Source organism: Streptomyces sp. NBC_01622, assembly GCF_045209635.1.
Taxonomy (GTDB): Bacteria; Actinomycetota; Actinomycetes; order Streptomycetales; family Streptomycetaceae; genus Streptomyces.
Genome location: NZ_CP109293.1, coordinates 7,199,237 through 7,223,005, shown reverse-complemented (window position 1 = coordinate 7,223,005; position 23,769 = coordinate 7,199,237). Strand labels below are relative to the sequence as shown.

Genomic DNA, 23,769 nt, shown 5'->3' with positions numbered 1-23,769 from the left:
TAGTCCCGTGGCCCGAGCCCTGTCAATGTTTTGTCCAGACATTCGGACGAGACAGGGCGGGGTCGGTTGTTTGTCGGGTGCGTTCGTTGTGGTTGCTCGCGCCCACGCGGCGGAGCCGCAAATCGACACAGCCCCGCGCCCCTATCGGGGCGCTGTCGTGCCGTAGGAGCATGAGTGGATGTCTGTTGCTGTGCGCGTCCGTGCCGGGCATGGTCCCGGTGGGTCCTGGGAGACCGTGCTCGGGGTACCGCATCCTCGGCTGCGGCCCGGGGTGATCAGTTATCGCGGGATTCGGCTTGCCCTGTCGCGGCCCCGGGCTCGGCTGGAGGCGCCGATAGGGGCCGCGACGCTGCTCCTCGGGTTCGAAGGAGTCGTCCGGATCTCGCGGGTGGGGCGGGAGTCGGCCACGCTCGGGTCCGTGTTCTGCGGGCCTACGACCACCGCCGCGCTCGGTGAGCACAGCGGGCGGCTCGCGGGGGTCGAGGTGCTGTTGATGCCGTGGGCCGCGTTCACGCTGTTCGGTACGGCTCAGCACGAGCTCGCCGACCGGGTGGTGGACCCCGACGAACTGCCGCACGCGCTCGGCTCCCGCTGGACCGGCATCGGTGAACTGGCCGCCGCGCTCGCCGCGTTGCCGACCTGGACCGCCCGGTTCGGACTGCTGGACGAGGTGTTCACCCGCTGGTCGGCGGCCGGTACGCCCAGTTCGGCGCGGGTGGAGCGGGCCTGGTCGGAGCTGGTGCGGAACTGGGGCGCGGTGCCGGTGCCCCGGCTCGCCGACGAAGTGGGCTGGAGCGTACGGCAGTTGGAGAACCGCTTCCGGGAACAGATCGGACTCGGCCCCAAGGCGGCGGCACGCGTGCTGAGGCTGCAGCGCGCCCGCCGGCTCCTCGCGGCCGGCCACAGCCAGGCGGAGACGGCGGCGGTCTGCGGTTTCTACGACCAGGCGCATCTGAGCAGCGAGTTCAGGGCGATGACGGGGTGCACGCCGGGCCAGTTCACGGTGGGCCGGGCGAGTCCGCCGGTGGCGCAGCCGGGGATGCCGGCCGGGGACCGGATGACGGGCGAGGCGACGAGTCTGCTGGTCGCTCCCGGTCGGGGTGCGGATTTCTCCAAGACCGGCCGGGCGCGTTGATGCAGGCTGATCACCTGGCCGGTTGATCCCCGGGGACGCGCAGGCCTCCGGGGACCGGCCGGTCCGAGGGGGGATGCGGGGAAGCCGGTGGGCCGGGCCCGGTGCAGCGGGTCCGGCCCACCTTGCTGCGTCCCCTTGTTCGCCGCGGATGTCATCCGCCCTTCGCGCCAGATGTCAACGCGCCGCGCCTCCGCGCCCGCGTGCACCTTTGCATCACTTGCGTCACAAAAGCCCCCTTCATGTCACACATGTCGCGTGTACGCGGGTCTTGGGTCACACCCGGCCCACAGGCGCTTCCCGTTTCTCACTCTGTGTCGTTGACCGGGCACAGGTTTTGTGATCGCCAGCGCAGCGCACGGCTCCCCCGACGACCGCCCCCGGCCGCCGCCGCGGCGCGCGCGGGGAGGTGCACTGATGCCCGACCGACGGCTCTGGTCGTACAAGGAAATCGCGGCCCACATCCGGGTCCAGCCCGACACCGTCCGCTCCTACCGCAAACACGGCCTGCTGCCCCCGCCCGACCACGTGGAGAGCGGCAAGCCCTACTGGTACGCCGACACGGTCCGGGCCTGGGTGGCCTCCCGGCCGGGCAACCGGGGGCGCAGGGACGACTGACCCGAGCCGGTACGGTGACGCGGCGCCGGGTGTCCGGTGCCGCGTCGGTCGCTTGGGCTGTGCCGGCGGGCGGGGCAATTCGGTTGCCCGCGCGGCCGACCGCCGCCGAGGATCCATCATCCGCTTCACCTTCGAGCCGTCGACCGAACTGACATCGGAGCGGCTGCGCTCCTGGTACGCGACCCGGGCCGACCAGCCCGACCGCCTCAACCTCGCCGTCACCGACCCCGTCACCGGTGAACTCCTCGGCGAGGTCGTCCTCCACGAGTGGGATCCCACCGCCCGCAGCTGCACCTGCATCGGATCCAGTTGGAGGTCTACGGCCACAACCACTGGGCCCGGCGGGTGTACGAGAAGGTCGGGTTCGTGGTCGAAGGTGTGCGGCGCGAGGCCCGGTTGCGGGACGGGGAGTGGGTCGACGAGGTGCTCATGGCGATCCTCGACCACGAGTGGGCCGCCCTCACCGCCACGGCTCGATGACCGTCACCCCCGCTCCCGGTGCCGCGCCCATCGCCGCGAGGGCGGCCGGGGTCTCGTCAAGGGTGATCGTGGACGTGGTCAGGAGGTCGGGGCGGAGCACTCCCGACCGGACCAGTTCCAGCATGGGCGGGTAGGTGTGGGCCGCCATGCCGTGGCTGCCGAGGAGTTCGAGTTCCAGGCCGATCGCGCGGGCCATCGGGACCGGGGTCGTACCGGACGGAGAGGGGAGCAGGCCCACCTGGATGTGGCGGCCCCGGCGGCGCAGGCCGTTCACCGAGGCGGCACAGGTCGCCGGTGAGCCCAGGGCGTCCAGGGAGAGGTGGGCGCCGCCGCCCGTCAGCTCGCGGATCGCCGTCGCCGTGTCCGGGGTGCTCGCCCCGTCCACGCACTCCGCCGCCCCGAACTTCCTTGCCAGGTCCAGTGCTTGGGGCGAGATGTCGACGGCGACGACACGGGCGCCCGAGGCCGCCGCGATCATCACCGCCGACAGGCCGACCCCGCCGCAGCCGTGCACCGCGACCCACTCCCCCGCGGCGACCCGGCCCCGCTGCACCACCGCGCGGAACGCCGTCGCGAACCGGCAGCCGAGCGAGGCCGCCGTCGCGAAGGACATCCCGTCCGGCATCGCGACCAGGTTCACGTCGGCGTGGTCCAGCGCCACGTACTGGGCGAAGGAGCCCCAGTGCGTGAAGCCGGGCTGGGTCTGCCGCGCGCAGACCTGCTGGTCACCGGCCGCGCATGCCTCGCAGGTTCCGCAGGCGCACACGAACGGTACGGTGACTCGATCGCCGGGGTGCCAGTTGGCGACCCGGGCGCCCACCGCCTCCACTACACCGGCGAGTTCATGGCCCGGTACGTGAGGGAGTGTGATGTCGGGGTCGTGGCCCTGCCAGCCGTGCCAGTCGCTGCGGCAGAGGCCGGTGGCCTCTACCCGGACTGTCACTCCGTGCGGTGCGGGGTGGGGGTCGGGTACGTCTCGTACCTCGGCGGGGTCACCGTATTGCTCGAACACCACCGCTTTCATTCAGGCTCCCGTCGCCGTTTTCGTCTGCGGGTTCGCTGTGGCTGGTCGCGCAGTTCCCCGCGCCCCTGGGTGGGTTCTCTCCTCCCTCGCTTACACCGAACCGTTCATGAACGCGTCGCAACGGACCCGGTGCCCACCACGTCGCCCTCCCCGTCAGTCTCATCACCGCCGGGACCAGCAGACTCCGGACGATCATCGCGTCCATCAGGACCGCCAGCGCGATGCCCAGGCCCAGCATCTTGGTGTTGGTCACCCGGGACGTGCCGATCGCGACCATCACCACCGCCAGGATCACCGCCGCCGCCGTGATCAGGCCGCCGGTGCGCTGGAGGCCGTGGCGGACCGCCTGGTTGTGGTCGCCTGTGCGGTCGTACTCCTCCTTGATGCGGGAGAGCAGGAACACGCCGTAGTCCATGGAGAGTCCGAAGGCGACGCAGAACATGAGGACGGGCAGGGTCGTCTCTATGGAGCCGGTGCTGGTGAAGCCGAGCAGGCCGGAGAGGTGGCCGTCCTGGAAGACCCAGACGACCGCGCCGAACATCGCGGTGAGGCTGAGCGCGTTGAGCAGTACCGCCTGGAGGGGGATCACCACGCTGCCGGTCAGGAGGAAGACCAGGAGCAGGGTGACCACGGTGATGAGGACGGCCGCCCAGGGCAGGCGGCTCGCTATCGCGTGCTTGGAGTCGACCAGGACGGCCGCCGTGCCGGTCACCTTGGTCGTGAAGGGGGCGTCCGTGGCGCGCAGGGCGCCGACCAGGCGCTGGGCCGTGGTGTCGACCGCCTCGCCCTTGGGGAGCACCGTGAAGTACGCCGAGTCGCCCCGCACCACGGGTCCGTCCACCCGTACCACCTCGGGCAGTTGGGCGATCCTGGTCCTGTACGCGGTGTACTGCGCCGGTGTCGCCCGGCCCTCGGCGAGCACTTCGACGGTGCCGCCGGGGTTGCCCGGGAAGCCGTCCCGGATGTGCTGCTGCACGACGTGGGCCTCGGCGCCCGAGGGCAGTTGGCGGTCGTCGGCGGTGCCGAACTTGACGCCCAGGAAGGGCAGTCCGAGGAGGACGAGGACGGCTGTGGTGGCGAGGGCGAAGACGGGGGCCCTGCGCATCACGAGGGTCGCCAGGCGCGCCCAGGCCGTGCCCTCCTCGCCGGAGCCGGGTGTCCGCGCGGGCCTGCCTCGGCGGAACAGGCGTCGTAGGTCCAGGGAGTTGACCCGGTGGCCGAGCAGCAGGAGTGCTGCCGGGAGGAGGATCAGGGCGGCTGCCGCTGCCAGGAGCACCACGGCGATGCCCGCGTAGGCGAAGGAGCGCAGGAAGTACATCGGGAAGACGAGCATCGCGGCCAGGGACACCGCGACCGTGAGGGCGGAGAAGAGCACTGTGCGGCCGGCTGTGCGCAGGGTGGTGGCGATGGCGGGCAACGGCTCGGCGCCGGTGGACAGTTCCTCGCGGAAGCGGCGGACGATGAACAGGGCGTAGTCGATGGCCAGTCCGAGGCCAAGGGCCGTGGTGAGGTTCATCGCGAAGACCGAGACGTCGGTGAACTCCGTGAGACCGCGCAGCACCGCGTTCGTCCCGAGGATCGCGACGATGCCGATGCCCAGGGGCAGCAGGGCGGCGATCGCGGAGCCGAAGACCATCACCAGCAGCAGGAGGGTCACCGGCAGGGCGATCATCTCGGCGCGGGCCAGGTCCTCCTGGATGGTGGTCTGTATCTCGTGGCGGACGGCGACGATGCCGCCGATCTTGACCCGCACCGGGCCGTGGGTGCCGCGGAGGACGGGCGCGATGCGGTCCAGGGTGTCGCTCATCGCCTTCTCGTCGCCCGTGATGTGGGCGGCGATCAGCGCCTCGTGTCCGTCCTTCGCGCGCAGGGCGGGGGATTTGGTCTGCCAGTACGAGCCGACGCCGACGACGCCCCGCTCGCCGGTCAGCCGGGCGGTGAGGCGGTCGGCCTCGGCGGTGACCGCCGGGTCGTCCACCGAGGCGCCGCCGGAGTCGACGAGGAGCAGGAGGTTGGGCTGCGAGGCCGGGAACTCGCGCTCCAGCGCCTTGGTCGCGTACGTCGACTGGGCCGTCGGGTCCTCCCAGCCGCCGCTGCCCAACCGGTCGGCGACCCCGCTGCCGGCCACCACGGCGAGCGCGGTGAGCACCAGGGCCACGAGCAGCGACAGCCGGGGGCGGGCGGTCACGAAACGTGTCCACCCTCCGAGGCGCGGCGGGCTGTTGACTTCGGTCATCGTGCGGTGCTCCCCTTCACCATGACCCGTGCCTCCGCGCAGGCAGGCGACAGGGGTCGGCATTGCAATAGGATGGCAAACACGAGAGATCGCTCGCGTTTCACCAGGATCAGAATGCGAGCGACCGCTCGTGTTTGTCAACGCCGTTCGGAGAGCTGGGGACAACTCGTGTCCGTGGACCAGGAGAAGGCCGGCCCCCGCCGCCAGGCCCGCGGCGAGCGCCGTATCGCCCAGCTGCTGGAGGCCGCCGCCAACGTCTTCTGCGCGACGGGCTACACGGCCTCCAGCACCAACGCCATCGCCCGCGAGGCCGGTGTCTCACCGGGCACGCTCTACCAGTTCTTCCCGAACAAGGAAGCGATCGCGATCGAGCTGGGCGACCGGCTCATCCACGAGATGCGGGAGACCACCGGCGAGGCGCTTACCGCGGTCGACCCGTCGACCCCGCTGGAGGAGGCCATCGGCACCGCCGTCGACCGCTTCACCGCCTTCAGCTGCCAGCACCCGGTGTTCTTCGCCCTGACGCACGGCCCGGACATCCCCGGCCGGCTCGCCGAGGAGCAAGACGCGCTGCACGCGCACCTGCTCGGCCAGGTCGAGGCACTCATCGCGGCGTTCCTGCCCGGCGCCCCCGCCGCCGACGTCACCCGTACCGCGTACATGTGTCTGGGCCTCTACAAGGCCGGCCTGGAACTGGTCCTCTCCCACGAGGGCGCCGAACGCGAGGCGTACGTCCGGGAGTTGAAGAACGTCCTGATCCGCTATCTGGCGCCGATGGTCGCCGAGAGCCGGGCCGCGGCGGACCTCACCACGACTCGGACCCCCTGACGGCTCCCTCCACCCCACCCGCTCGCCCAGCAGCCGCAGCGCGACCAGCGGAAACACCAGCACCGACACCATCGCCGCGCCGACCAGCGCCGGCGCGTCCGCCGACTTCAGCACCTTGTCGTCGACCCCGATGGTGGTGATGGCGACGACCAGGGGCAGCGCGGTGGACGCGAGCAGCGTGAGGGCGCGCCGGTCCCGTCGTACGAGATCGCGCGGGGCGAGGACGTGGACCGGAAGGCCGCGGACGAGGAGGAACAGCGCCAGGAACACCGGGAGGAGCAGCAGGGCGTGGCCCCCGGACAGCAGGGCGTCGAGGTCGAACTCGATGCCGGTGACCACGAAGAACACCGGTACCAGGAAGCCGAAGCCCATCGCCTCGGCCTTCTCCAGGACCGAACCCGCGCTCTCCGGGGCCGCGCCGTGCAGCACCAGCCGGGTGATCAGGCCGGCGGCGAAGGCCCCGAGGAGGGTGTCGAGGCCGAGGGCCTGGGAGATGCCCAGCATCACCGCGAGGAGGACCACGAGCCGTACGGCGAACTGGCCGCTGCTGTGCAGGGTCTTGGCGATCACCCGGGAGAACCACGGCGGACGCGGGTCTGGCCCGCCGCGACCCCTCTTGGAGAAATACCCCCTAGGGGTATACTCTGGGTTCCAGAGTGAGCCACCGTGGGCCACTCGGACCTCAAGTGCCTCCACACGCCTCCACGAGGAGAACGACATGAGCGCCCAGACCGACACCCAGGGTTCCGTCACCACCGTCTACAAGGTGAGCGGGATGAGCTGCGGACACTGCGAGGGCTCCGTCTCCGGCGAGATCTCCGAGCTGCCCGGCGTCAGCTCGGTGAAGGCCGTCGCGTCGACCGGCGAGGTCACGGTCGTGTCCGCCGCCCCGCTCGACGCCGAGGCCGTCCGCGCGGCCGTCGACGAGGCCGGCTTCGAGCTCGTCGGCCAGGTCTGAAACAGCGCGAGGCAGCATCAGTACGACGCTTCTGTTTCCGACCGGGCCGTGCCGACCAGCTGATACTGGCTCCGTGCGGTCCGGTCCGATGTCTGGAGTCCGGACATGACCAGCACCACCGCGATCGGCACCACCACAGACACACCCATAGCCCCGGCCCCCGAAGCGGCCGAGGTCGAGCTGCTCATCGGCGGGATGACCTGCGCCTCCTGCGCGGCCCGCGTCGAGAAGAAGCTCAACCGCATGGACGGCGTCAGCGCCACCGTCAACTACGCGACGGAGAAGGCGAAAGTCAGCTACCCGGCGGGCATCCGGGTCGCCGACCTCATCGCGACCGTGGTGAAGACCGGGTACACCGCCGAGGAACCCGCACCGCCGGAGCCGGAGGCACAGACCCGTGACGAGGATCCCGAACTCGCCTCCGTGCGCGAGCGGTTGACCGTCTCGGCCGTCCTCGCACTGCCTGTCGTCCTGCTCTCGATGGTCCCGGCACTGCAGTTCGACAACTGGCAGTGGCTCGCGCTCACCCTCGCCGCACCGGTCGTCGTCTGGGGCGGACTCCCGTTCCACCGGGCCGCGTTCGCCAACGCCAGGCACGGCGCCGCCACCATGGACACCCTCGTCTCGGTCGGCACGCTGGCCGCGTTCGGCTGGTCGCTGTGGGCGCTGTTCTGGGGCGACGCGGGCATGGCCGGCATGCACGACGAGTTCCGCCTCACCGTCTCGCGCACGGACGGCGCCTCGACGATCTACCTCGAAGTGGCCGCCGGAGTCGTCGCGTTGATCCTGCTGGGCCGCTATCTGGAGGCCCGCTCCAAGCGGCGGGCGGGAGCGGCCCTGCGCGCGCTCATGGAGTTGGGCGCCAAGGAGGTTGCGGTCCTGCGGGACGGTCGTGAAGTACGGCTCCCGGTCGGCGAGTTGGCGGTCGGGGACCGTTTCGTCGTACGGCCCGGGGAGAAGATCGCGACCGACGGCACCGTCGTCGAGGGCGTCTCGGCGGTCGACGCGTCGATACTGACCGGCGAGTCGGTGCCGGTGGACGTGGCACCGGGTGACACGGTCACCGGCGCGACGGTGAACGCCGGCGGGCGGCTCGTCGTAGCAGCGAGCCGGGTCGGTTCGGACACCCAACTCGCGCGCATGGCGCGGCTGGTGGAGGACGCGCAGAACGGCAAGGCCGAGGTGCAGCGGCTCGCGGACCGGATCTCCGGGATCTTCGTGCCGGTGGTGCTGCTGATCGCGCTCGGCACCTTCGGGACGTGGCTCGCGGTCACCGGCGATGTGGCCGCCGCGTTCACCGCGGCCGTCGCCGTGCTGATCATCGCCTGCCCGTGCGCGCTGGGCCTGGCCACCCCGACCGCCCTCTTGGTCGGCACCGGCCGCGGCGCCCAACTCGGCATCCTGATCAAGGGCCCCGAGGTCCTGGAGTCCACCCGCCGCGTCGACACCGTCGTCCTCGACAAGACGGGCACGATCACCACTGGCCGCATGACCCTCCAGGAGGTCTACGTCGCCGAAGGCACCGACGAGCGGGAGTTGCTGCGGCTCGCGGGGGCCCTGGAGCACGCCTCCGAGCACCCCGTCGCGCGGGCCGTGGCGGCGGGAGCGGAAGAGCGGATCGGCGCACTCCCGCCGGCCGAGCGCTTCGAGAACGTGCCCGGACGTGGCGTGCGCGGGCGCGTGGAGGGCCGTGAGGTGGCCGTGGGGCGCCTCTACGACACCCTCCCCGAGGAGTTGACCCGAGCCGCCTCCGAGGCCGCGAGCCGCGGTCGTACGGCCGTGGTGGTCGGCTGGGACGGAGTGGCGCGGGGGGTCGTCGCGGTCGCCGACGCGGTCAAGGAGACCAGCGCCGAGGCCGTGCGCGAGCTGCGGGCCCTCGGGCTCACCCCGCTGCTGCTGACCGGCGACAACCGCGCGGTCGCGGACGCCGTGGCCGCCGCCGTCGACATCTCCCCCGGGGACGTGATCGCCGAGGTGCTGCCCGAGGACAAGGTCGACGTCGTACGGCGGCTGCAGGGCGAGGGGCGGACCGTCGCGATGGTGGGCGACGGGGTCAACGACGCCGCCGCGCTCGCCACCGCGGACCTGGGGCTCGCGATGGGCACGGGGACGGACGCGGCGATCGAGGCGAGCGATCTGACGCTGGTGCGCGGGGATCTGCGGGTGGCCGCGGATGCGATCCGGCTGTCCCGGAGGACGCTCGGCACCATCAAGGGCAATCTCGTATGGGCTTTTGGATACAATGTGGCGGCGCTTCCGCTGGCCGCCGCGGGCATGCTGAATCCCATGATCGCGGGTGCCGCGATGGCCTTCTCCTCGGTGTTCGTGGTCTCCAACAGCCTGCGACTTAGGACATTTCGCTGAAGTTCCGCAAAGTTACCGGGAGTTACGGGAACCTGAAGTAAGAGTCCCTCTAGAGACCGACGACGGCCTCACATAAGCTCTTCACAAGCCTCGCGCATCATCCTTACGCTGGGGTCCCGACCGCGACATCGGGGCTCTTGCGCATCTAACGGACATATGCAAGAGACGCAGATCACAGTGATGTGAACGTAACCATCGAAGGGGTTCGAAGGTCTAAGTTGACGATGTCAGTAAGCGTCTTGGGGGGCGCGAACTGGCATCTGAGGATGTCTTGGGGGACTTCCTCAGAGATGCGTTGCCGGGACACGTACACCGGGGAGCTTTGAGCGGCCCTCCCGTCGTGCGGTGTCCCGGCAGATCGCACACATCACTGGCTCCACCCAGTAGTACGAGGAGTTTTGCTCGTTCTGCTCAGTTCAACGAAGCTCAGTTTCATCGAGCTTCGGCACGACAGCGATTCAGGCGCTGGTTCTCACAGGCGCCCGGCCGGATCCCGTGGGGGGAATCCGCACCGGGACATGGGAAGGCGCCCTGTACGCCGGCCCGTGGGGGGACCGTCGGCAGGGCGCCTTCTTCCATCTTTTTTGAGGCTCGGTTCGCCTCCGGGGCGACAAAGTCGGTGTCGAAAGGGCGCCGTCTTGAGTTTGCCGTGTTGCAGCGCCCCGTCAGGGGCGCGGGGAACTGCGCGACCAGCCCCGCTGGGCCCGCAGACAAAAACCGGCGGACCCAGCGGAGCGTCTAGCGGCCCTCGACCGGCACGAAGTCGCGCTCGACGACCCCCGTGTAGATCTGACGCGGGCGCCCGATGCGGGAGCCGGGCTCCTTGATCATCTCGTGCCACTGGGCGATCCAGCCCGGGAGGCGGCCCAGGGCGAACAGGACCGTGAACATCTCGGCCGGGAAGCCCATGGCCCGGTAGATCAGGCCGGTGTAGAAGTCGACGTTCGGGTAGAGGTTGCGCGAGATGAAGTACTCGTCGGAAAGCGCGTGCTCTTCGAGCTTCAGGGCGATGTCCAGCAGCTCGTCGGACTTGCCGAGGGCCGAGAGGACGTCGTGCGCGGCAGCCTTGATGATCTTGGCGCGCGGGTCGAAGGACTTGTACACCCGGTGGCCGAAGCCCATCAGGCGGACGCCCTCTTCCTTGTTCTTCACCTTGCGGATGAAGGAGTCGACATCGCCGCCGCTCGCCTGGATGCCTTCCAGCATCTCCAGGACGGACTGGTTGGCGCCGCCGTGCAGCGGGCCCCACAGCGCGTTGATGCCGGCCGAGATCGAGGCGAACATGTTGGCCTGCGAGGAGCCGACGAGGCGGACCGTGGAGGTCGAACAGTTCTGCTCGTGGTCCGCGTGCAGGATCAGCAGCTTGTCGAGCGCGGAGACGACGACCGGGTCGAGGTCGTACTCCTGGGCCGGGACCGAGAAGGTCATGCGCAGGAAGTTCTCGACGTAGCCGAGGTCGTTGCGCGGGTAGACGAACGGGTGGCCGATCGACTTCTTGTACGCGTACGCCGCGATCGTCGGAAGCTTCGCGAGCAGGCGGATCGTGGAGAGGTTGCGCTGCTTCTCGTCGAACGGGTTGTGGCTGTCCTGGTAGAAGGTGGACAGCGCCGAGACGACCGACGACAGCATCGCCATCGGGTGGGCGTCGCGCGGGAAGCCCTTGTAGAAGTTCTTGACGTCCTCGTGCAGCAGGGTGTGCTGCGTGATGTCGTTCTTGAACACGGTGAGCTCGTCGACGGTCGGCAGCTCGCCGTTGATCAGCAGATAGGCGACCTCCACGAACGTGGAACGCTCGGCCAGCTGCTCGATCGGGTAGCCGCGGTACCGGAGGATGCCCTGCTCACCGTCGAGGTAGGTGATGGCGGATTTATAGGCGGCGGTGTTCCCATAACCGCTGTCCAGCGTCACCAGACCGGTCTGAGCACGGAGCTTCCCGATGTCGAAGCCCTTGTCGCCGACGGTGCTGTCGATCACCGGGTAGGTGTACTCGCCGTCGCCGAACCGCAGTACTACAGAGTTGTCGCTCACGTCATCCCTCACCGACGTTGTGCCTCTTCTTCGAGGTTGCCCTGACTGTCTCTACCATCCCCCATTTGGCGCAGGAGAGTGCACTCGGGGTCGACCATTGGGCCTATTGACGGCACTCAGTGCCGCCAACCTGTTCATCCTGCCCCCTCCACCCCGGCAACTGGAAGTGCTGTGTGACCTTCATGACTCATTTGATCGATCATTTTTTACGGTCAGTCTGAAGTCCAGTGCCGTGCAGCGCCGCCCGGCCGACACGGTACGCACGGCCTGTCCGATGGCCTTGCGCGATCCGACCAGCACGACCAGCTGTTTGGCCCGGGTGACGGCCGTATACAACAGGTTCCGCTGAAGCATCGTCCACGCGCTCGTGGTGACCGGGATCACCACCGCCGGATACTCGCTGCCCTGCGAACGATGGATTGTCACCGCATACGCGTGCGCCAACTCGTCCAGTTCATCGAATTCGTACGGGACCTCCTCGTCCTCGTCCGTCAGCACGGTGAGGCGCTGGTCCACCGGGTCGAGTGAGGTGACGACGCCGACCGTGCCGTTGAAGACGCCGTTCTCGCCCTTCTCGTAGTTGTTGCGGATCTGGGTGACCTTGTCGCCGACCCGGAAGACCCGGCCGCCGAACCGCTTCTCCGCGAGGTCGGGCCGGCCGGGCGTGATCGCCTGCTGCAGCAGCCCGTTGAGGTTGCCCGCGCCCGCCGGTCCCCGGTGCATGGGCGCGAGCACCTGCACGTCCCGGCGCGGGTCGAGCCCGAACCTGGCCGGAATCCTGCGCGCCACCACGTCCACGGTGAGCCGGCCGACCTCCTCCGTGTCGTCCTCGACGAAGAGGAAGAAGTCCTTCATGCCGTCGGTGACGGGGTGTTGGCCGGAGTTGATCCGGTGGGCGTTCGTCACCACGCCGGACTGCTGGGCCTGGCGGAAGACGCGCGTGAGGCGTACGGCGGGGATGGGACCGCCCTCGGCCAGCATGTCCCGCAGCACCTCACCGGCGCCGACGCTGGGGAGCTGGTCCACGTCTCCGACGAAGAGGAGATGGGCTCCCGGAGGTACGGCTTTGACGAGTTTGTTGGCGAGGAGGAGGTCGAGCATAGAGGCCTCGTCGACCACGACCAGATCCGCGTCCAGGGGGCGGTCCTTGTCGTAGGCGGCATCGCCCCCGGGCTTCAGCTCCAGCAGCCGGTGGACGGTCGATGCCTCGGCGCCGGTGAGTTCGGCAAGTCGCTTGGCGGCACGGCCGGTTGGGGCGGCGAGGACGACCTTCGCCTTCTTCGCGCGGGCGAGTTCGACGATCGAGCGGACGGTGAAGGATTTGCCACAGCCGGGACCGCCGGTGAGGACGGCCACCTTCTTCGTCAACGCGAGCTTGACGGCGGCCTCTTGCTCGGGGGCGAGTTCTACGCCCGTGCGGCTCTTGAGCCATGCCAGCGCCTTGTCCCAGGCCACGTCGTGGAAGCCGGGCATGCGGTCGGCCGCCGTGTGCAGCAGGCGGCGGAGCTGGGCGGCGAGGGAGAGTTCGGCACGGTGGAAGGGGACGAGATAGACGGCGGTGACGGGTTCCGAGTCGCCGTCGGGTCCGGGGACTTTTTCACGTACGACGCCTGGGTCGCCCGACTCCTCGTCCGGGAGGGCGAGTTCGGCGAGGCACTCGATGACGAGGCCGGTGTCGACCTGGAGGAGCTTGACCGCGTCGGCGATCAACCGCTCCTCCGGGAGATAGCAGTTGCCCTGGTCGGTGGCCTGCGAAAGGGCGTACTGGAGGCCCGCCTTGACGCGCTCCGGGCTGTCGTGCGGGATGCCGACGGACTGGGCGATCTTGTCGGCGGTGAGGAAACCGATGCCCCAGACGTCGGAGGCGAGGCGATACGGCTGGTTCTTGACGACGGAGATGGAGGCGTCGCCGTACTTCTTGTAAATCCGTACGGCGATCGAGGTCGACACCTCGACGGTCTGGAGGAAGAGCATGACCTCCTTGATCGCCTTCTGTTCCTCCCATGCCTCGGCGATCTTCTTGGTCCTCTTGGGCCCGAGCCCCGGGACCTCGATGAGGCGCTTGGGCTCCTCCTCGATGATCTGGAGGGTGTCCATGCCGAAGTGCTGGGTGATGCGGTCGGCGAAGACGGGTCCGATGCCCTTGACGAGGCCGGAGCCGAGGTAGCGGCGGATGCCCTGGATGGTGGCCGGGAGGACCGTCGTGTAGTTCTCCACGGTGAACTGCTTGCCGTACTGCGGGTGCGAGCCCCAGCGGCCCTCCATGCGGAGGGATTCGCCGGCCTGGGCGCCGAGGAGTGCGCCTACGACGGTGAGGAGATCGCCGCCGCCGCGGCCGGTGTCGACGCGGGCGACCGTGTAGCCGTTCTCCTCGTTGGCGTAGGTGATGCGCTCCAGGACGCCTTCGAGGACGGCGAGGTGGCGCTCGCCTGTGGGGGTCCCCGGACTCCTCGCCTGATTGGACATAATCCGACGGTACCGGGCGGGTGTGACAGTGGGGCGGGGTCAGGGGCGGGACTGCTGCTTCAGCGCTTCGACGAAGGCGGTGAAGGCGGGGGCCGGGAAGGTGAGGGTGGCTCGGGCCGGGGTCTTGGAGTCGCGTATGGCTGTGCGGGTGGGGTGGTCGGCGATCTCTACGCAGGAGTTGCCGTCCCCGGCGCCGGAGTACGACGACTTCCGCCAGTGGTCGCGGGTGTCCATGGGGTGCCTCACAGCTCTTTGACCAGCCCGTCGATGAAGTCACGCGATCGCTCGGGGTCGAGCGACATGCCTTCTACTCTACGGAAGAGCGTTCGAAATACGTCGAGCTGGGCCTCGGAATCGATGAAGGCAGCGGCGTGCGGCGCGTCCCCAACGGCTGTGTCCAGCCTGGGTACGGCACCGCCCGCCAGCATCATGGCGGTCCAGGACCCGCCGAAGCCGTCCAGATCGAATGGGACGACCCGCACGGTGACGTTGTCCTCCGCGGAGGCTTCGAGCATGGCGGCGAGTTGGGCCCGCGAGGCGGCACGGTCGCTGACACGGACGCGGAGTGCCGCCTCATGGATGATCGCTTGGTACGGCTTGGGGTCGGAACCTTCGAGGATCACTTTGCGCTGCATTCGGTGCCGCACCCGCAACTCCAGGTCTTCATCCGGGAGTTCAGGGATCCTGTCGGAGAAGATGGCGCGAGCGTAGTCCTCGGTCTGAAGCAGGCCAGGGATGTACTGGAACTGGACCTCACGCAGGAACGTCGCATGGTGTTCCAACTCGGCCAGGTCGAGGAAGGACGTGGGCAGGGACCCTCTGTACTCCTCCCACCAGCCCCGAGTCCGGTCGGTCGCCATGGCGATCAGTGCCTCGACGAACTCTCCGTCTGTGCACACGTAGTGGGCTGCCAGACTGCGCAGTCGCTTCGCGCTCACGCCCGCGAGCGCCGACTCGATGTGACTGATCTGGGCGGAACCCACTCCGAGCAGCCCCGCGGCCTCTCGGGCCGAGAGGCCTGCCGCCTCCCGGAGTCTGCGCAGTTCGACAGCCAGGCGCGTCTGGCGAGCTGTTGGTTCGCGCCTCAGCGCCATCTGCCGCTCCTCGACTCAACGCGCTTGTGTGCGCGACTCATTAGGAGGGCAGATTACGCGATCGACTTGCCGAACATGAAGTTATAGACCTACCGTCGGTGATGCGACGCACACGCTGCGGAAACGCCGGGATACCGGAAGCGCACCACTCCGTCCTGCCAGGACGGCTGTGGCACTGCCACCGCCACGACACCCCGCAGTCCTCCGAAATCCCCACCACCGAACCGGAGTTGACGCATGCCAGAAAACTCACCCGTGCCCTGGGAGTACTGCCTGTACATCCCGAACGACCTGCGCGCCGTCACCGTCAGCCGCCGCACCCTCCGGCTGATCCTCACCACGCACGGCTTGATCCGGCTGGCGGACACCGCCGAGCTGCTCGCTACGGAGCTGGTCGCCAATGCCGTGCAGCACACGAAGGGGCCCGCCGCACTGGGCGTGGGCTGGACGGCGGGGGTACTGCGGCTCGGGGCCTGGGATGCCGATCCCGAACCGCCGGAGCCGCCACGGTCGTTGGAGGAACTCGGCGACGTGGAGGACGGCCGCGGCCTCGCACTGGTCCGCGCCTGTGCCGACCAGTGGGGCTGGCAGCCGCTGTCCCGGAACGGCAACCGAGGGAAGCTCGTGTGGTGCGAACTGGCCTCGACCTGAGGGGCCTTCGAAGTCGGGCGGTGGGCGGGGATCCTCGGCACCAAGGGACCGAGGCGTAGAAGTGTGACACTCGACCAGGAAGTGTCACACTTCTGCGGAGATGGTCTGCTCCGACAGGGACAGGCAAAGGGCCGCACCGCTCGACCCGGGACTACCGCGCAGGGCAGGCCAGTTCGGGCTTCGAACGGTTCGGGGAGCACGTCACCAGTGCCAGGGACAGATACGAGGGACGTTCGAGATAGAAGCCGAGCGACACATCGGACCCCGAGTCCAGCCGCTCAGCAGCAGAGTTCACCAGACGGACCAGGTGGGTGGTGTCGCGCTGCGCCTGGGAGACGAACCGGGGTGTGTACTCCGCGAGTTGTTCCCCGAGCCATGACGCCGCTTCCTTTGCCTCGTCCCAAGTACCACGCACGAAGGAACGGGGCTTGATGAGCCAGTACGCCGTTTCGAACGGCGGAAGATCCACGGTCGGGAACTCCGCCGCCACCTCGCGGTAGCGCTGAATCAGTTCCGGCTTGCTTCCGGCGGGGGGAGGCTCCGGATGCGGGGGCCGCCGTAGCGCCTCATGGTCGAAACGCTCTTTCGGGCCGGTCCACAGATAGCCGTGGTGGTGCACCAGTCGTTGCCGTTTCGAGTAGTGCCGGCCGGGCCGGGCCCAAGGGCAGGGGATGGATCCGGTCCGGCCGGCAGACGGGGCGGATCAGACGCTCAGACCGAAGCGCGCCGGGTCGATACCGGCCGCGTCCAACTCCTCCGTGGTGAACCGCAAAGGCACCGCCTCCGGCCGCTTGCTGTCGCCCAACGCCCAGGCGTCCTCACCGATCCGAGCCAGGGTCACGCACCCTTCGGTACAGGGGCCACCGCACGCCTTCACGAACGAGGCGCCGCCAATGTCGAGCGCGTACAGGTCGGTTCCGTTCTGCATCGCTACACCTTCCTGCTCTGCTGATCGCGGCCATGACTGACCGCCGCCGCCCGTGTCGGGCGGGAGTTCATGGGAGGGGGGACCGACGTCTCAGCGGTCGGAGCGCTTGGCGCGCGCAGCGCAACGCAGGCACTGGCACGGGGGCCATTCCGAGGTGACCAGGGGAGCCAGGTCATCGGCGCCGAAAACGGCGCGCGCCAGTTCCCAGGAGCGTCCGGAGTCACGCGAGACCCGCAGGGTCATCAACGGCCGGTCGGCGGAGAAGTCGGAGCCGGTTTCCGTGCTCACGTTGCGTGTGCCTCCGCCCGGTGGTGACGCAGTGCCACGTTCGCGTCAGACACGGCGCTGTAGTCACCTCTGGAGCGGGCGTTCTCTCTGGTGACCGAAAGGGACAGACAGCCCGAGCAGCCCGGCACAGCGGAGGGCTCGGCCGGCGGTTCGGTCAGGTGGTAGCCCTGCGGCTCCTGTGCCATAGCTTCCTCCTCGGCCTTTCTGCGTGCTGCAAGGACGCTAGGAGTCGGGTCGTCGGAGGCTCTACAAACTTGCACGGGTTTGCACGTGAATTGGCATGGCTGATACCGCTATTGACGCTGTATCCGCAGTTCAAAGAAGCTGATGCAAGTCACAGCAAGTACTCGAACCCAGGAGCCGGCCATGGCCGTAGAGTTCGTTGGAATCGATCCCGAAACCGACCTGGACCACTGCCCAACGGTGTGGGCGGACGCGGAAGCGCAGGAGATCTTGTTGCAGGGATGGAAGCCGAGCACCGAGACTCAGACGGAGTGTGAGACAAGCAGCCCCGCGAACGGCCGGGTGCCTGGCAGTGAGGCGATCGTCAGGATTCCGGCTCGGATGATTCCGATGATCAGGGAGGCGTGTGATGCCGTCGAGCACGCCCAGCTTCGCTGAGTTGCTTGGCCAGTGTGAGCGGTCCGCCTTCCACTTGGAGCTACGCGACTCCTATGCCTCGACCGACCGGTTCGAGGCGTGGAAGCAGGGTGAGCGGATCAACTGGGCGGATCGTGAGGCCTGGTGGCATCCCTTCTACCAGTCGATCGCGGACGCGGTGGCCCGCGGCATGACGATCCGCCGGGCCCGGGTGGTCTCCGAACCCGTGTCGGAGTACATCCGCTGGGAGCACTACGTCACTCAGGCCAACGTCACGGCGGGTGAGGACGTTCGGTGGCTGCCGCGACGCCGGGCCACCGACATCCCCCTTCCCGGAAACGACTTCTGGCTGTTCGACGGCGCGCTGCTCCGGGTGCACCACTTCTCCGGTGACGGAGTGGTGGTCGAGGATGAGTTCACGGCAGACCCGGAATCCGTGAAATTGTGCTCGACCGCCTTCGAGACGGTCTGGGAGCGCGCCGTACCGCATCACCTGTACAAGATCTGACGGAAAGCCAGCTCCATGCCCCCGCATCCCTCTTCGAGCGTCCAGAAGGCACGCGAAGTCCTCGCCGGCCGTCTGCGTGAGATCCGGAAGGATGCCGGGATCAGCGGCCGGGAGCTGGCTGTCAGGTGCGGCTGGTCGGAGTCGAAGTCGTCCCGCATCGAGAACGCCAGGACCCCTCCCTCCGACGCGGACATCACGGCGTGGTGCCGGGCCTGCGCCGCCGAAGACCAGGCTCCCGATCTGATCGCGGCGAACAGGCAGTCCGCCGATGCCCATGTGCAGTGGAGGCGACTCCAGCGGAGCGGTCTCCGTCTCCTGCAGGATTCCGTGGTCGACCTGTACCAGCAGACCAAGGTGTTCCGCGTCTACGTGTCTGACGTGGTCCCCGGCTTCCTCCAGACACCCGGTTACGCCACTGCCCTCCTGTCGTCCATCGCGGCCTTCCGGGGGACCCCGGACGACGTGAGCGATGCGGTGGCGGCCCGCATGAGGCGCAACGCCGTGTTGGGCAACGCCTCCCGGCGGTTCTCGTTCGTGCTGGAGGAGTCGGTGTTGAGGTACCGGCTCTGCGGCGCCGAGACCATGGCGGCGCAGCTCGGCCACCTGCTCGGGGTCATGGAGCTCCAGAACGTCGCTGTGGGCATCGTCCCGTTCTCGGCGCAACGAACTCTGTGGCCCATGCCGACCTTCACGATCTTCGACGGCGCCAGGGTGCACGCGGACACGTTGGATGCCGCTTCCGCACTCACACAGCCGAGCCAGGTCGAGCTGTACACCCGAGCCTTTGAACGCCTCTCTCAGGGGGCCGCGAGGGGAGCCGCGGCGCGGTCGCTGATAGCGGGTGCGTTGTCCTCCCTGGACTGAGTCGGCCACGCCACCAACGCCTTCCCCTCACATGAACCCCGTTCATCACGATCCGGTCTCAGGGTCTTGATTTACTCCCATGTAATCGATTCCAATCCTCCATGTAATCGATTCCACAAGGAGGTGGAACGGCGATGGCGAGCATCAAGGACGTCGCCGCCGAGGCCGGGGTCTCCGTGGCCACGGTGTCGCGGGTGCTGAACGACCATCCGTCGGTCAGCGACGACGCACGCACCCGCGTGCTGGCCGCCGTAGAGGCGCTGGACTACCGTCCGAACGCCGTCGCCCGGTCGCTGCGCACCGACCAGACCCGCACCCTCGGCCTGGTCATCAGCGACGTGCTCAACCCGTACTTCACCGAGCTGGCCCGCTCCGTCGAGGAGGAGGCCCGCGCGCTGGGGTACAGCGTGATCATCGGCAACGCCGACGAGCGGCCGGAGCTGCAGGACCACCACGTGCGGACGCTGCTGGACCGCCGTATCGACGGACTGCTCGTGTCCCCCACCGACGGCGGCTCCCCGGGCATGTTGGACGCCGCGCGGGCCGGGACGCCCATGGTGTTCGTGGACCGGTGGATCCCGGGCCTGGACGTGCCCGTCGTGCGGGCCGACGGGCGGGCCGCCATCCGGGATCTCGTCGCGCATCTGCACGGGCTGGGGCATCGCAGGCTCGCCATCATCGCGGGGCCCGCGGCCACGACCACCGGCAGTGAGCGCGTCGCCGCCTTCCGGGACGCGCTCGCCGAGTTCGGCCTCCCCCTTCCCGACGACTACATCGGGCAGGGCGACTTCCAGGCCGAGAGCGGGCGGCGGGCCACCGAGGGCTTCCTCGATCTGCCCGAGCCGCCCGAGGTCGTCTTCGCCACCGACAACCTGATGGCACTCGGGGCCCTGGACGCCGTACGCGCGCGTGGGCTTCGGGTTCCCGAGGACCTCGCGCTGGCCGCGTTCGACGACATCCGGTGGTTCGTGCACACCGATCCGCCGATCACCGCGATCGCCCAGCCGACCCCTGAGCTGGGGCGGGCCGCCGTGCGCGCCCTCGTCGACCGGATCGAGGGGCGGGTGCCGGAGTCCGTCACCCTTCCCGCCCGGCTCGTCGTGCGCCGCTCGTGCGGTGAGCCGGGACCCGCGCAACCCCCTGTTCAAACTGTTCGAAGGAGCAAGTCGTGAGCAACGACGACGAGTTGCTGCGCATCGAGGGCATCCGCAAGACCTTCCCCGGTGTCGTCGCGCTGGACGGCGTCGACTTCGATCTGCGCCGGGGCGAGGTCCATGTGCTGCTCGGTGAGAACGGCGCCGGCAAGAGCACCCTCATCAAGATGCTCTCCGGCGCCTACCGTCCCGACGGCGGCCGCATCCTGGCCGGTGGCGAGGAGGTGCGCATCCACAGTGCGCAGGACTCCGCGCAGCTCGGGATCGCCACCATCTACCAGGAGTTCAACCTCGTTCCCGATCTGACGGTCGCCGAGAACATCTTTCTGGGGCGGCAGCCGCGCCGGCTCGGGATGATCGACCGGAATCGGATGGAGGCCGACGCCGCCGTGCTGCTGGAGCGCGTCGGTGTGAACGTGTCGCCGCGCGCCCGTGTGCGTGAACTCGGTATCGCGCGGCTCCAGATGGTCGAGATCGCCAAGGCGCTCAGCCTCGACGCGCGTGTGCTGATCATGGACGAACCTACCGCCGTCCTCACCTCCGAGGAGGTTGAGAAGCTCTTCGCCATCGTGCGCCAACTGCGCGCCGACGGCGTCGGGATCGTCTTCATCACCCATCATCTTGAGGAGATCGCCGCCCTCGGTGACCGCGTCACCGTCATCCGGGACGGGAAGTCCGTCGGGCAGGTGCCTGCCTCCACGCCCGAGGACGAGCTCGTGCGGCTCATGGTCGGGCGGTCCATCGAGCAGCAGTATCCGCGCGAACGGGCCGACACCGGGGCCGCGTTGCTCAGTGTCGAACGGCTCAGCCGGGACGGTGTCTTCCACGACATCAGCTTCGAGGTGCGGGCCGGTGAGGTCGTCGGTATCGCCGGGCTCGTCGGAGCGGGTCGTACCGAAGTCGTGCGGGCCGTCTTCGGGGCCGACCGGTACGACCAGGGAGCCGTGAAGGTCGGCGGCTCCGCGTTGCGCGGGCACGACGTCAACGCGGCCATGACCGCCGGGATCGGGCTCGTGCCCGAGGACCGCAAGGGGCAGGGGCTCGTCCTCGACCAGTCCGTGGAGGAGAACCTCGGGCTCGTCACCATGCGGGCCGCCACCAAGGGGGGTCTTGTCGACCTCAAGGGGCAGCGGGTGGCTGCCGCCCGGATCGCCGAGCAACTCGGCGTGCGGATGGCCGGACTCGGGCAGCAGGTACGGACGTTGTCCGGCGGCAACCAGCAGAAGGTCGTCATCGGCAAGTGGCTGCTCGCCGACACCAAGGTGCTGATCCTCGACGAGCCGACGCGCGGGATCGACGTCGGCGCCAAGGTCGAGATCTATCAGCTGATCAATGAGCTGACAGCAGCCGGTGCCGCCGTGCTCATGATCTCCAGCGATCTGCCCGAGGTGCTCGGCATGAGCGACCGGGTGCTCGTCATGGCCCAGGGGCGCATCGCGGGCGAGCTCTCCGCCGAACAGGCCACGCAGGACTCCGTGATGGCACTCGCCGTCAGCACACCCGGCACACCAACCCAAGCAACTACCGCTGTGGAGGGCCACCGTGGCCACTGACACGCTCACAAGCACGACGGGCGCGAGTGGCGCCTCGGGAATCCGCCGACTGCTGCTCGACAACGGCGCGTTGACCGCGCTCATCGTCCTGGTCATCGCCATGTCGGCGCTGTCCGGCGACTTCCTGACCACCGACAACCTCCTCAACGTCGGCGTCCAGGCAGCCGTCACCGCGATCCTCGCCTTCGGCGTGACCTTCGTGATCGTCTCGGCGGGCATCGATCTGTCGGTCGGTTCGGTGGCCGCCCTGTCCGCCACCGTGCTCGCGTGGAGCGCCACGCAGCACGGCGTCCCGGTCTTCCTCGCCGTGATCCTCGCGATCGCCACGGGGATCGCGGCCGGTCTCGTCAACGGTTTCCTCATCGCCTACGGCAAACTGCCGCCGTTCATCGCGACGTTGGCGATGCTGTCGGTGGCGCGCGGGCTGTCGCTGGTGATCTCACAGGGCTCCCCGATCGCCTTCCCCGACTCGGTCTCGCACCTCGGTGACACCCTCGGCGGCTGGCTGCCGGTGCCGGTCCTCGTGATGATCGTGATGGGGCTGATCGCCGCCTTCATCCTCGGGCGGACGTACATCGGCCGGTCCATGTACGCGATCGGCGGCAACGAAGAGGCCGCGCGGCTCTCGGGGTTGCGGGTCTCCAAGCAGAAGCTCGCGATCTACGCCCTGTCGGGTGTGTTCGCCGCCGCCGCGGGCATCGTCCTCGCGTCCCGGCTGTCCTCCGCGCAGCCGCAGGCCGCCGACGGCTACGAGCTGGACGCGATCGCCGCGGTCGTCATCGGCGGTGCCTCCCTCGCGGGCGGCACCGGCAAGGCGTCCGGCACGCTCATCGGCGCGCTGATCCTCGCGGTGCTGCGCAACGGCCTCAACCTCCTTTCCGTGTCGGCCTTCTGGCAGCAGGTCGTCATCGGTGTCGTCATCGCACTGGCGGTGCTGCTGGATACCGTGCGGCGCAAGGCGGGAGCAACTCCCGTCGGCGGTACGGGCGTTGGTGGGGGCGGTGGCGGAAGGGGCAAGCAGGCGACCACGTATGCCCTCGCCGCCGTCGTCACCGTCGCGATCGTCGGCGCGACCTCCTTCCTGCACAACGACTCCTCCACGACGTCGAAGCCCAAGCTCGGCCTGTCGCTCTCCACGCTCAACAACCCGTTCTTCGTGCAGATCCGCTCCGGTGCGCAGGCCGAGGCCAAGAAGCTGGGCCTGGACCTGACCGTCACCGACGCGCAGAACGACGCCTCGCAACAGGCCAACCAACTGCAGAACTTCACCAGTTCCAACTACGGCGCGATCATCGTCAACCCGGTGGACTCGGACGCGGCGAGCAACTCCGTGAAGGCCGCCGACAAGGCGAAGATCCCGGTGATCGCGGTCGACCGGGGCGTCAACAAGGCGGCCGTGGACACCCTGGTCGCCTCCGACAACATCGCCGGTGGTGAACTCGCCGCCAAGACCGTCGCCGAGAAGCTGGGCGGCACCGGCAAGATCGTCATCCTCCAGGGCCAGGCGGGTACTTCGGCGGCGCGTGAGCGGGCCGAGGGCTTCGCCAAGGGGCTGAAGGCCTACCCCGGCATCCAGGTCCTCGCCCAGCAGCCGGCCGACTTCGACCGCACCAAGGGCCTCGACGTGATGTCGAACCTGCTCCAGGCGCACCCCGACGTCCAGGGCGTCATCGCGGCCAACGACGAGATGGCCCTCGGCGCCATCAAGGCGCTCGGTTCCAAGGCGGGCAAGTCGGTCTCGGTCGTAGGCTTCGACGGCACGCCCGACGGGCTGACCGCCGTCAAGCAGGGCACGCTGTACGCGTCCGTGGCGCAGCAGCCGAGCCAGTTGGGCAAAATCGCCGTGGACAACGCGCTGCGCGCGGCTCAGGGCAAGAAGGTGGAGACGACGGTGAAGGTGCCCGTGAAGGTGGTCACCAAGGAGAACGTGGCCGGTTTCACCGGCTGACAGCAGACCGGTCACCACTCCAAGTCACCACTGTGGGGAGTCATTTC

At 68.9% G+C, this 23,769-nt stretch carries 21 protein-coding genes and 2 pseudogenes; 13 read left to right on the top strand and 10 right to left on the bottom strand.

The window, feature by feature from the left end:
- The first annotated feature begins 178 nt into the window (after positions 1–178).
- The 3 genes and pseudogenes from OH768_RS33320 to OH768_RS33310 all read left to right on the top strand — a co-directional run.
- Positions 179–1,135, top strand: coding sequence for a helix-turn-helix domain-containing protein (locus OH768_RS33320; protein WP_406459663.1), 957 nt, complete (start codon positions 179–181; stop codon positions 1,133–1,135).
- Positions 1,136–1,549: 414 nt separating this feature from the next.
- Positions 1,550–1,750, top strand: a complete 201-nt coding sequence (locus tag OH768_RS33315; RefSeq protein WP_406459662.1) for a helix-turn-helix transcriptional regulator — start codon at positions 1,550–1,552, stop codon at positions 1,748–1,750.
- A gap of 115 nt (positions 1,751–1,865) precedes the next feature.
- Positions 1,866–2,230, top strand: a pseudogene (locus OH768_RS33310) (GNAT family N-acetyltransferase); the annotation flags it as partial.
- Here OH768_RS33310 and OH768_RS33305 read toward each other — a convergent pair.
- Positions 2,211–3,254, bottom strand: a complete 1,044-nt coding sequence (locus OH768_RS33305) for a zinc-dependent alcohol dehydrogenase family protein (RefSeq protein WP_406459661.1) — start codon at positions 3,252–3,254, stop codon at positions 2,211–2,213. The pseudogene OH768_RS33310 and the gene OH768_RS33305 overlap by 20 nt on opposite strands.
- Positions 3,223–5,490, bottom strand: a complete 2,268-nt coding sequence (locus OH768_RS33300; protein ID WP_406459660.1) for an MMPL family transporter — start codon at positions 5,488–5,490, stop codon at positions 3,223–3,225. The genes OH768_RS33305 and OH768_RS33300 overlap by 32 nt, the downstream gene beginning before the upstream one ends.
- Positions 5,491–5,658: 168 nt before the next feature.
- Here OH768_RS33300 and OH768_RS33295 point away from each other — a divergent pair, with 168 nt between their 5' ends.
- Positions 5,659–6,318, top strand: coding sequence for a TetR family transcriptional regulator (locus tag OH768_RS33295; protein WP_406459659.1), 660 nt, complete (start codon positions 5,659–5,661; stop codon positions 6,316–6,318).
- On the opposite strand, the pseudogene OH768_RS33290 reads toward OH768_RS33295, so the two are convergent.
- A pseudogene (locus OH768_RS33290) lies at positions 6,296–6,912 on the bottom strand (cation:proton antiporter); the annotation flags it as partial. The gene OH768_RS33295 and the pseudogene OH768_RS33290 sit on opposite strands and share 23 nt — an antisense overlap.
- Positions 6,913–7,036: 124 nt before the next feature.
- Here OH768_RS33290 and OH768_RS33285 point away from each other — a divergent pair.
- The gene (locus OH768_RS33285; protein ID WP_406459658.1) at positions 7,037–7,276 is read left to right on the top strand and encodes a heavy-metal-associated domain-containing protein; all 240 of its coding nucleotides are present in this window, start codon (positions 7,037–7,039) and stop codon (positions 7,274–7,276) included.
- A gap of 105 nt (positions 7,277–7,381) precedes the next feature.
- Positions 7,382–9,640 carry a heavy metal translocating P-type ATPase gene (locus OH768_RS33280; RefSeq protein WP_406459657.1) on the top strand — a complete coding sequence of 753 codons (2,259 nt, stop codon included), beginning with the start codon at positions 7,382–7,384 and terminating at the stop codon, positions 9,638–9,640.
- A gap of 738 nt (positions 9,641–10,378) precedes the next feature.
- Here OH768_RS33280 and OH768_RS33275 read toward each other — a convergent pair.
- The 4 genes from OH768_RS33275 to OH768_RS33260 all read right to left on the bottom strand — a co-directional run bounded on the left by OH768_RS33275 (position 10,379) and on the right by OH768_RS33260 (position 15,228).
- Complete coding sequence (locus OH768_RS33275; RefSeq protein WP_359607992.1) at positions 10,379–11,668, bottom strand: citrate synthase; 1,290 nt, start codon at positions 11,666–11,668, stop codon at positions 10,379–10,381.
- A gap of 180 nt (positions 11,669–11,848) precedes the next feature.
- Positions 11,849–14,134 (bottom strand): ATP-dependent RecD-like DNA helicase, encoded by a 2,286-nt coding sequence (locus OH768_RS33270; protein WP_406459656.1) that lies wholly within the window; start codon positions 14,132–14,134, stop codon positions 11,849–11,851.
- 39 nt (positions 14,135–14,173) lie between these two features.
- Positions 14,174–14,368, bottom strand: a complete 195-nt coding sequence (locus tag OH768_RS33265; protein WP_406459655.1) for a DUF397 domain-containing protein — start codon at positions 14,366–14,368, stop codon at positions 14,174–14,176.
- 8 nt (positions 14,369–14,376) lie between these two features.
- A complete protein-coding gene (locus OH768_RS33260; RefSeq protein WP_406459654.1) occupies positions 14,377–15,228 on the bottom strand; it encodes a helix-turn-helix domain-containing protein in 852 nt (283 codons plus the stop codon).
- 237 nt (positions 15,229–15,465) lie between these two features.
- On the opposite strand from OH768_RS33260, the gene OH768_RS33255 reads away from it, so the two are divergent.
- Positions 15,466–15,879 carry an ATP-binding protein gene (locus OH768_RS33255; RefSeq protein ID WP_406459653.1) on the top strand — a complete coding sequence of 138 codons (414 nt, stop codon included), beginning with the start codon at positions 15,466–15,468 and terminating at the stop codon, positions 15,877–15,879.
- Between the two features lie 151 nt (positions 15,880–16,030).
- On the opposite strand, the gene OH768_RS33250 is transcribed toward OH768_RS33255, so the two are convergent.
- From OH768_RS33250 to OH768_RS33240, 3 genes are all read right to left on the bottom strand, one after another.
- Positions 16,031–16,498 (bottom strand): hypothetical protein, encoded by a 468-nt coding sequence (locus OH768_RS33250; RefSeq protein ID WP_406459652.1) that lies wholly within the window; start codon positions 16,496–16,498, stop codon positions 16,031–16,033.
- Between the two features lie 84 nt (positions 16,499–16,582).
- A complete protein-coding gene (locus tag OH768_RS33245; protein WP_406459651.1) occupies positions 16,583–16,807 on the bottom strand; it encodes a DUF397 domain-containing protein in 225 nt (74 codons plus the stop codon).
- A 90-nt stretch (positions 16,808–16,897) separates the two neighbouring features.
- Positions 16,898–17,095, bottom strand: coding sequence for a hypothetical protein (locus tag OH768_RS33240; protein ID WP_406459650.1), 198 nt, complete (start codon positions 17,093–17,095; stop codon positions 16,898–16,900).
- Between the two features lie 366 nt (positions 17,096–17,461).
- On the opposite strand from OH768_RS33240, the gene OH768_RS33235 reads away from it, so the two are divergent.
- The 6 genes from OH768_RS33235 to OH768_RS33210 all read left to right on the top strand — a co-directional run bounded on the left by OH768_RS33235 (position 17,462) and on the right by OH768_RS33210 (position 23,722).
- On the top strand, positions 17,462–17,716 hold the full coding sequence (locus OH768_RS33235; RefSeq protein ID WP_406459649.1) for a hypothetical protein: 255 nt from the start codon (positions 17,462–17,464) through the stop codon (positions 17,714–17,716).
- Entirely contained in the window at positions 17,688–18,203 is a 516-nt protein-coding gene (locus OH768_RS33230) for a DUF6879 family protein (RefSeq protein WP_406459648.1), read from the top strand. Before OH768_RS33235 ends, OH768_RS33230 begins: the two co-directional genes overlap by 29 nt.
- 15 nt (positions 18,204–18,218) lie before the next feature.
- Positions 18,219–19,067: a helix-turn-helix domain-containing protein gene (locus OH768_RS33225; protein WP_406459647.1), complete on the top strand. Its 849-nt coding sequence runs from the start codon at positions 18,219–18,221 to the stop codon at positions 19,065–19,067.
- Positions 19,068–19,201: 134 nt separating this feature from the next.
- Positions 19,202–20,239, top strand: a complete 1,038-nt coding sequence (locus OH768_RS33220) for a LacI family DNA-binding transcriptional regulator (RefSeq protein ID WP_406459646.1) — start codon at positions 19,202–19,204, stop codon at positions 20,237–20,239.
- The gene (locus OH768_RS33215) at positions 20,236–21,774 is read left to right on the top strand and encodes a sugar ABC transporter ATP-binding protein (protein ID WP_406459645.1); all 1,539 of its coding nucleotides are present in this window, start codon (positions 20,236–20,238) and stop codon (positions 21,772–21,774) included. Before OH768_RS33220 ends, OH768_RS33215 begins: the two co-directional genes overlap by 4 nt.
- The gene (locus OH768_RS33210; RefSeq protein ID WP_406459644.1) at positions 21,764–23,722 is read left to right on the top strand and encodes a substrate-binding domain-containing protein; all 1,959 of its coding nucleotides are present in this window, start codon (positions 21,764–21,766) and stop codon (positions 23,720–23,722) included. The genes OH768_RS33215 and OH768_RS33210 overlap by 11 nt, the downstream gene beginning before the upstream one ends.
- The last annotated feature ends 47 nt before the right edge of the window (positions 23,723–23,769 follow it).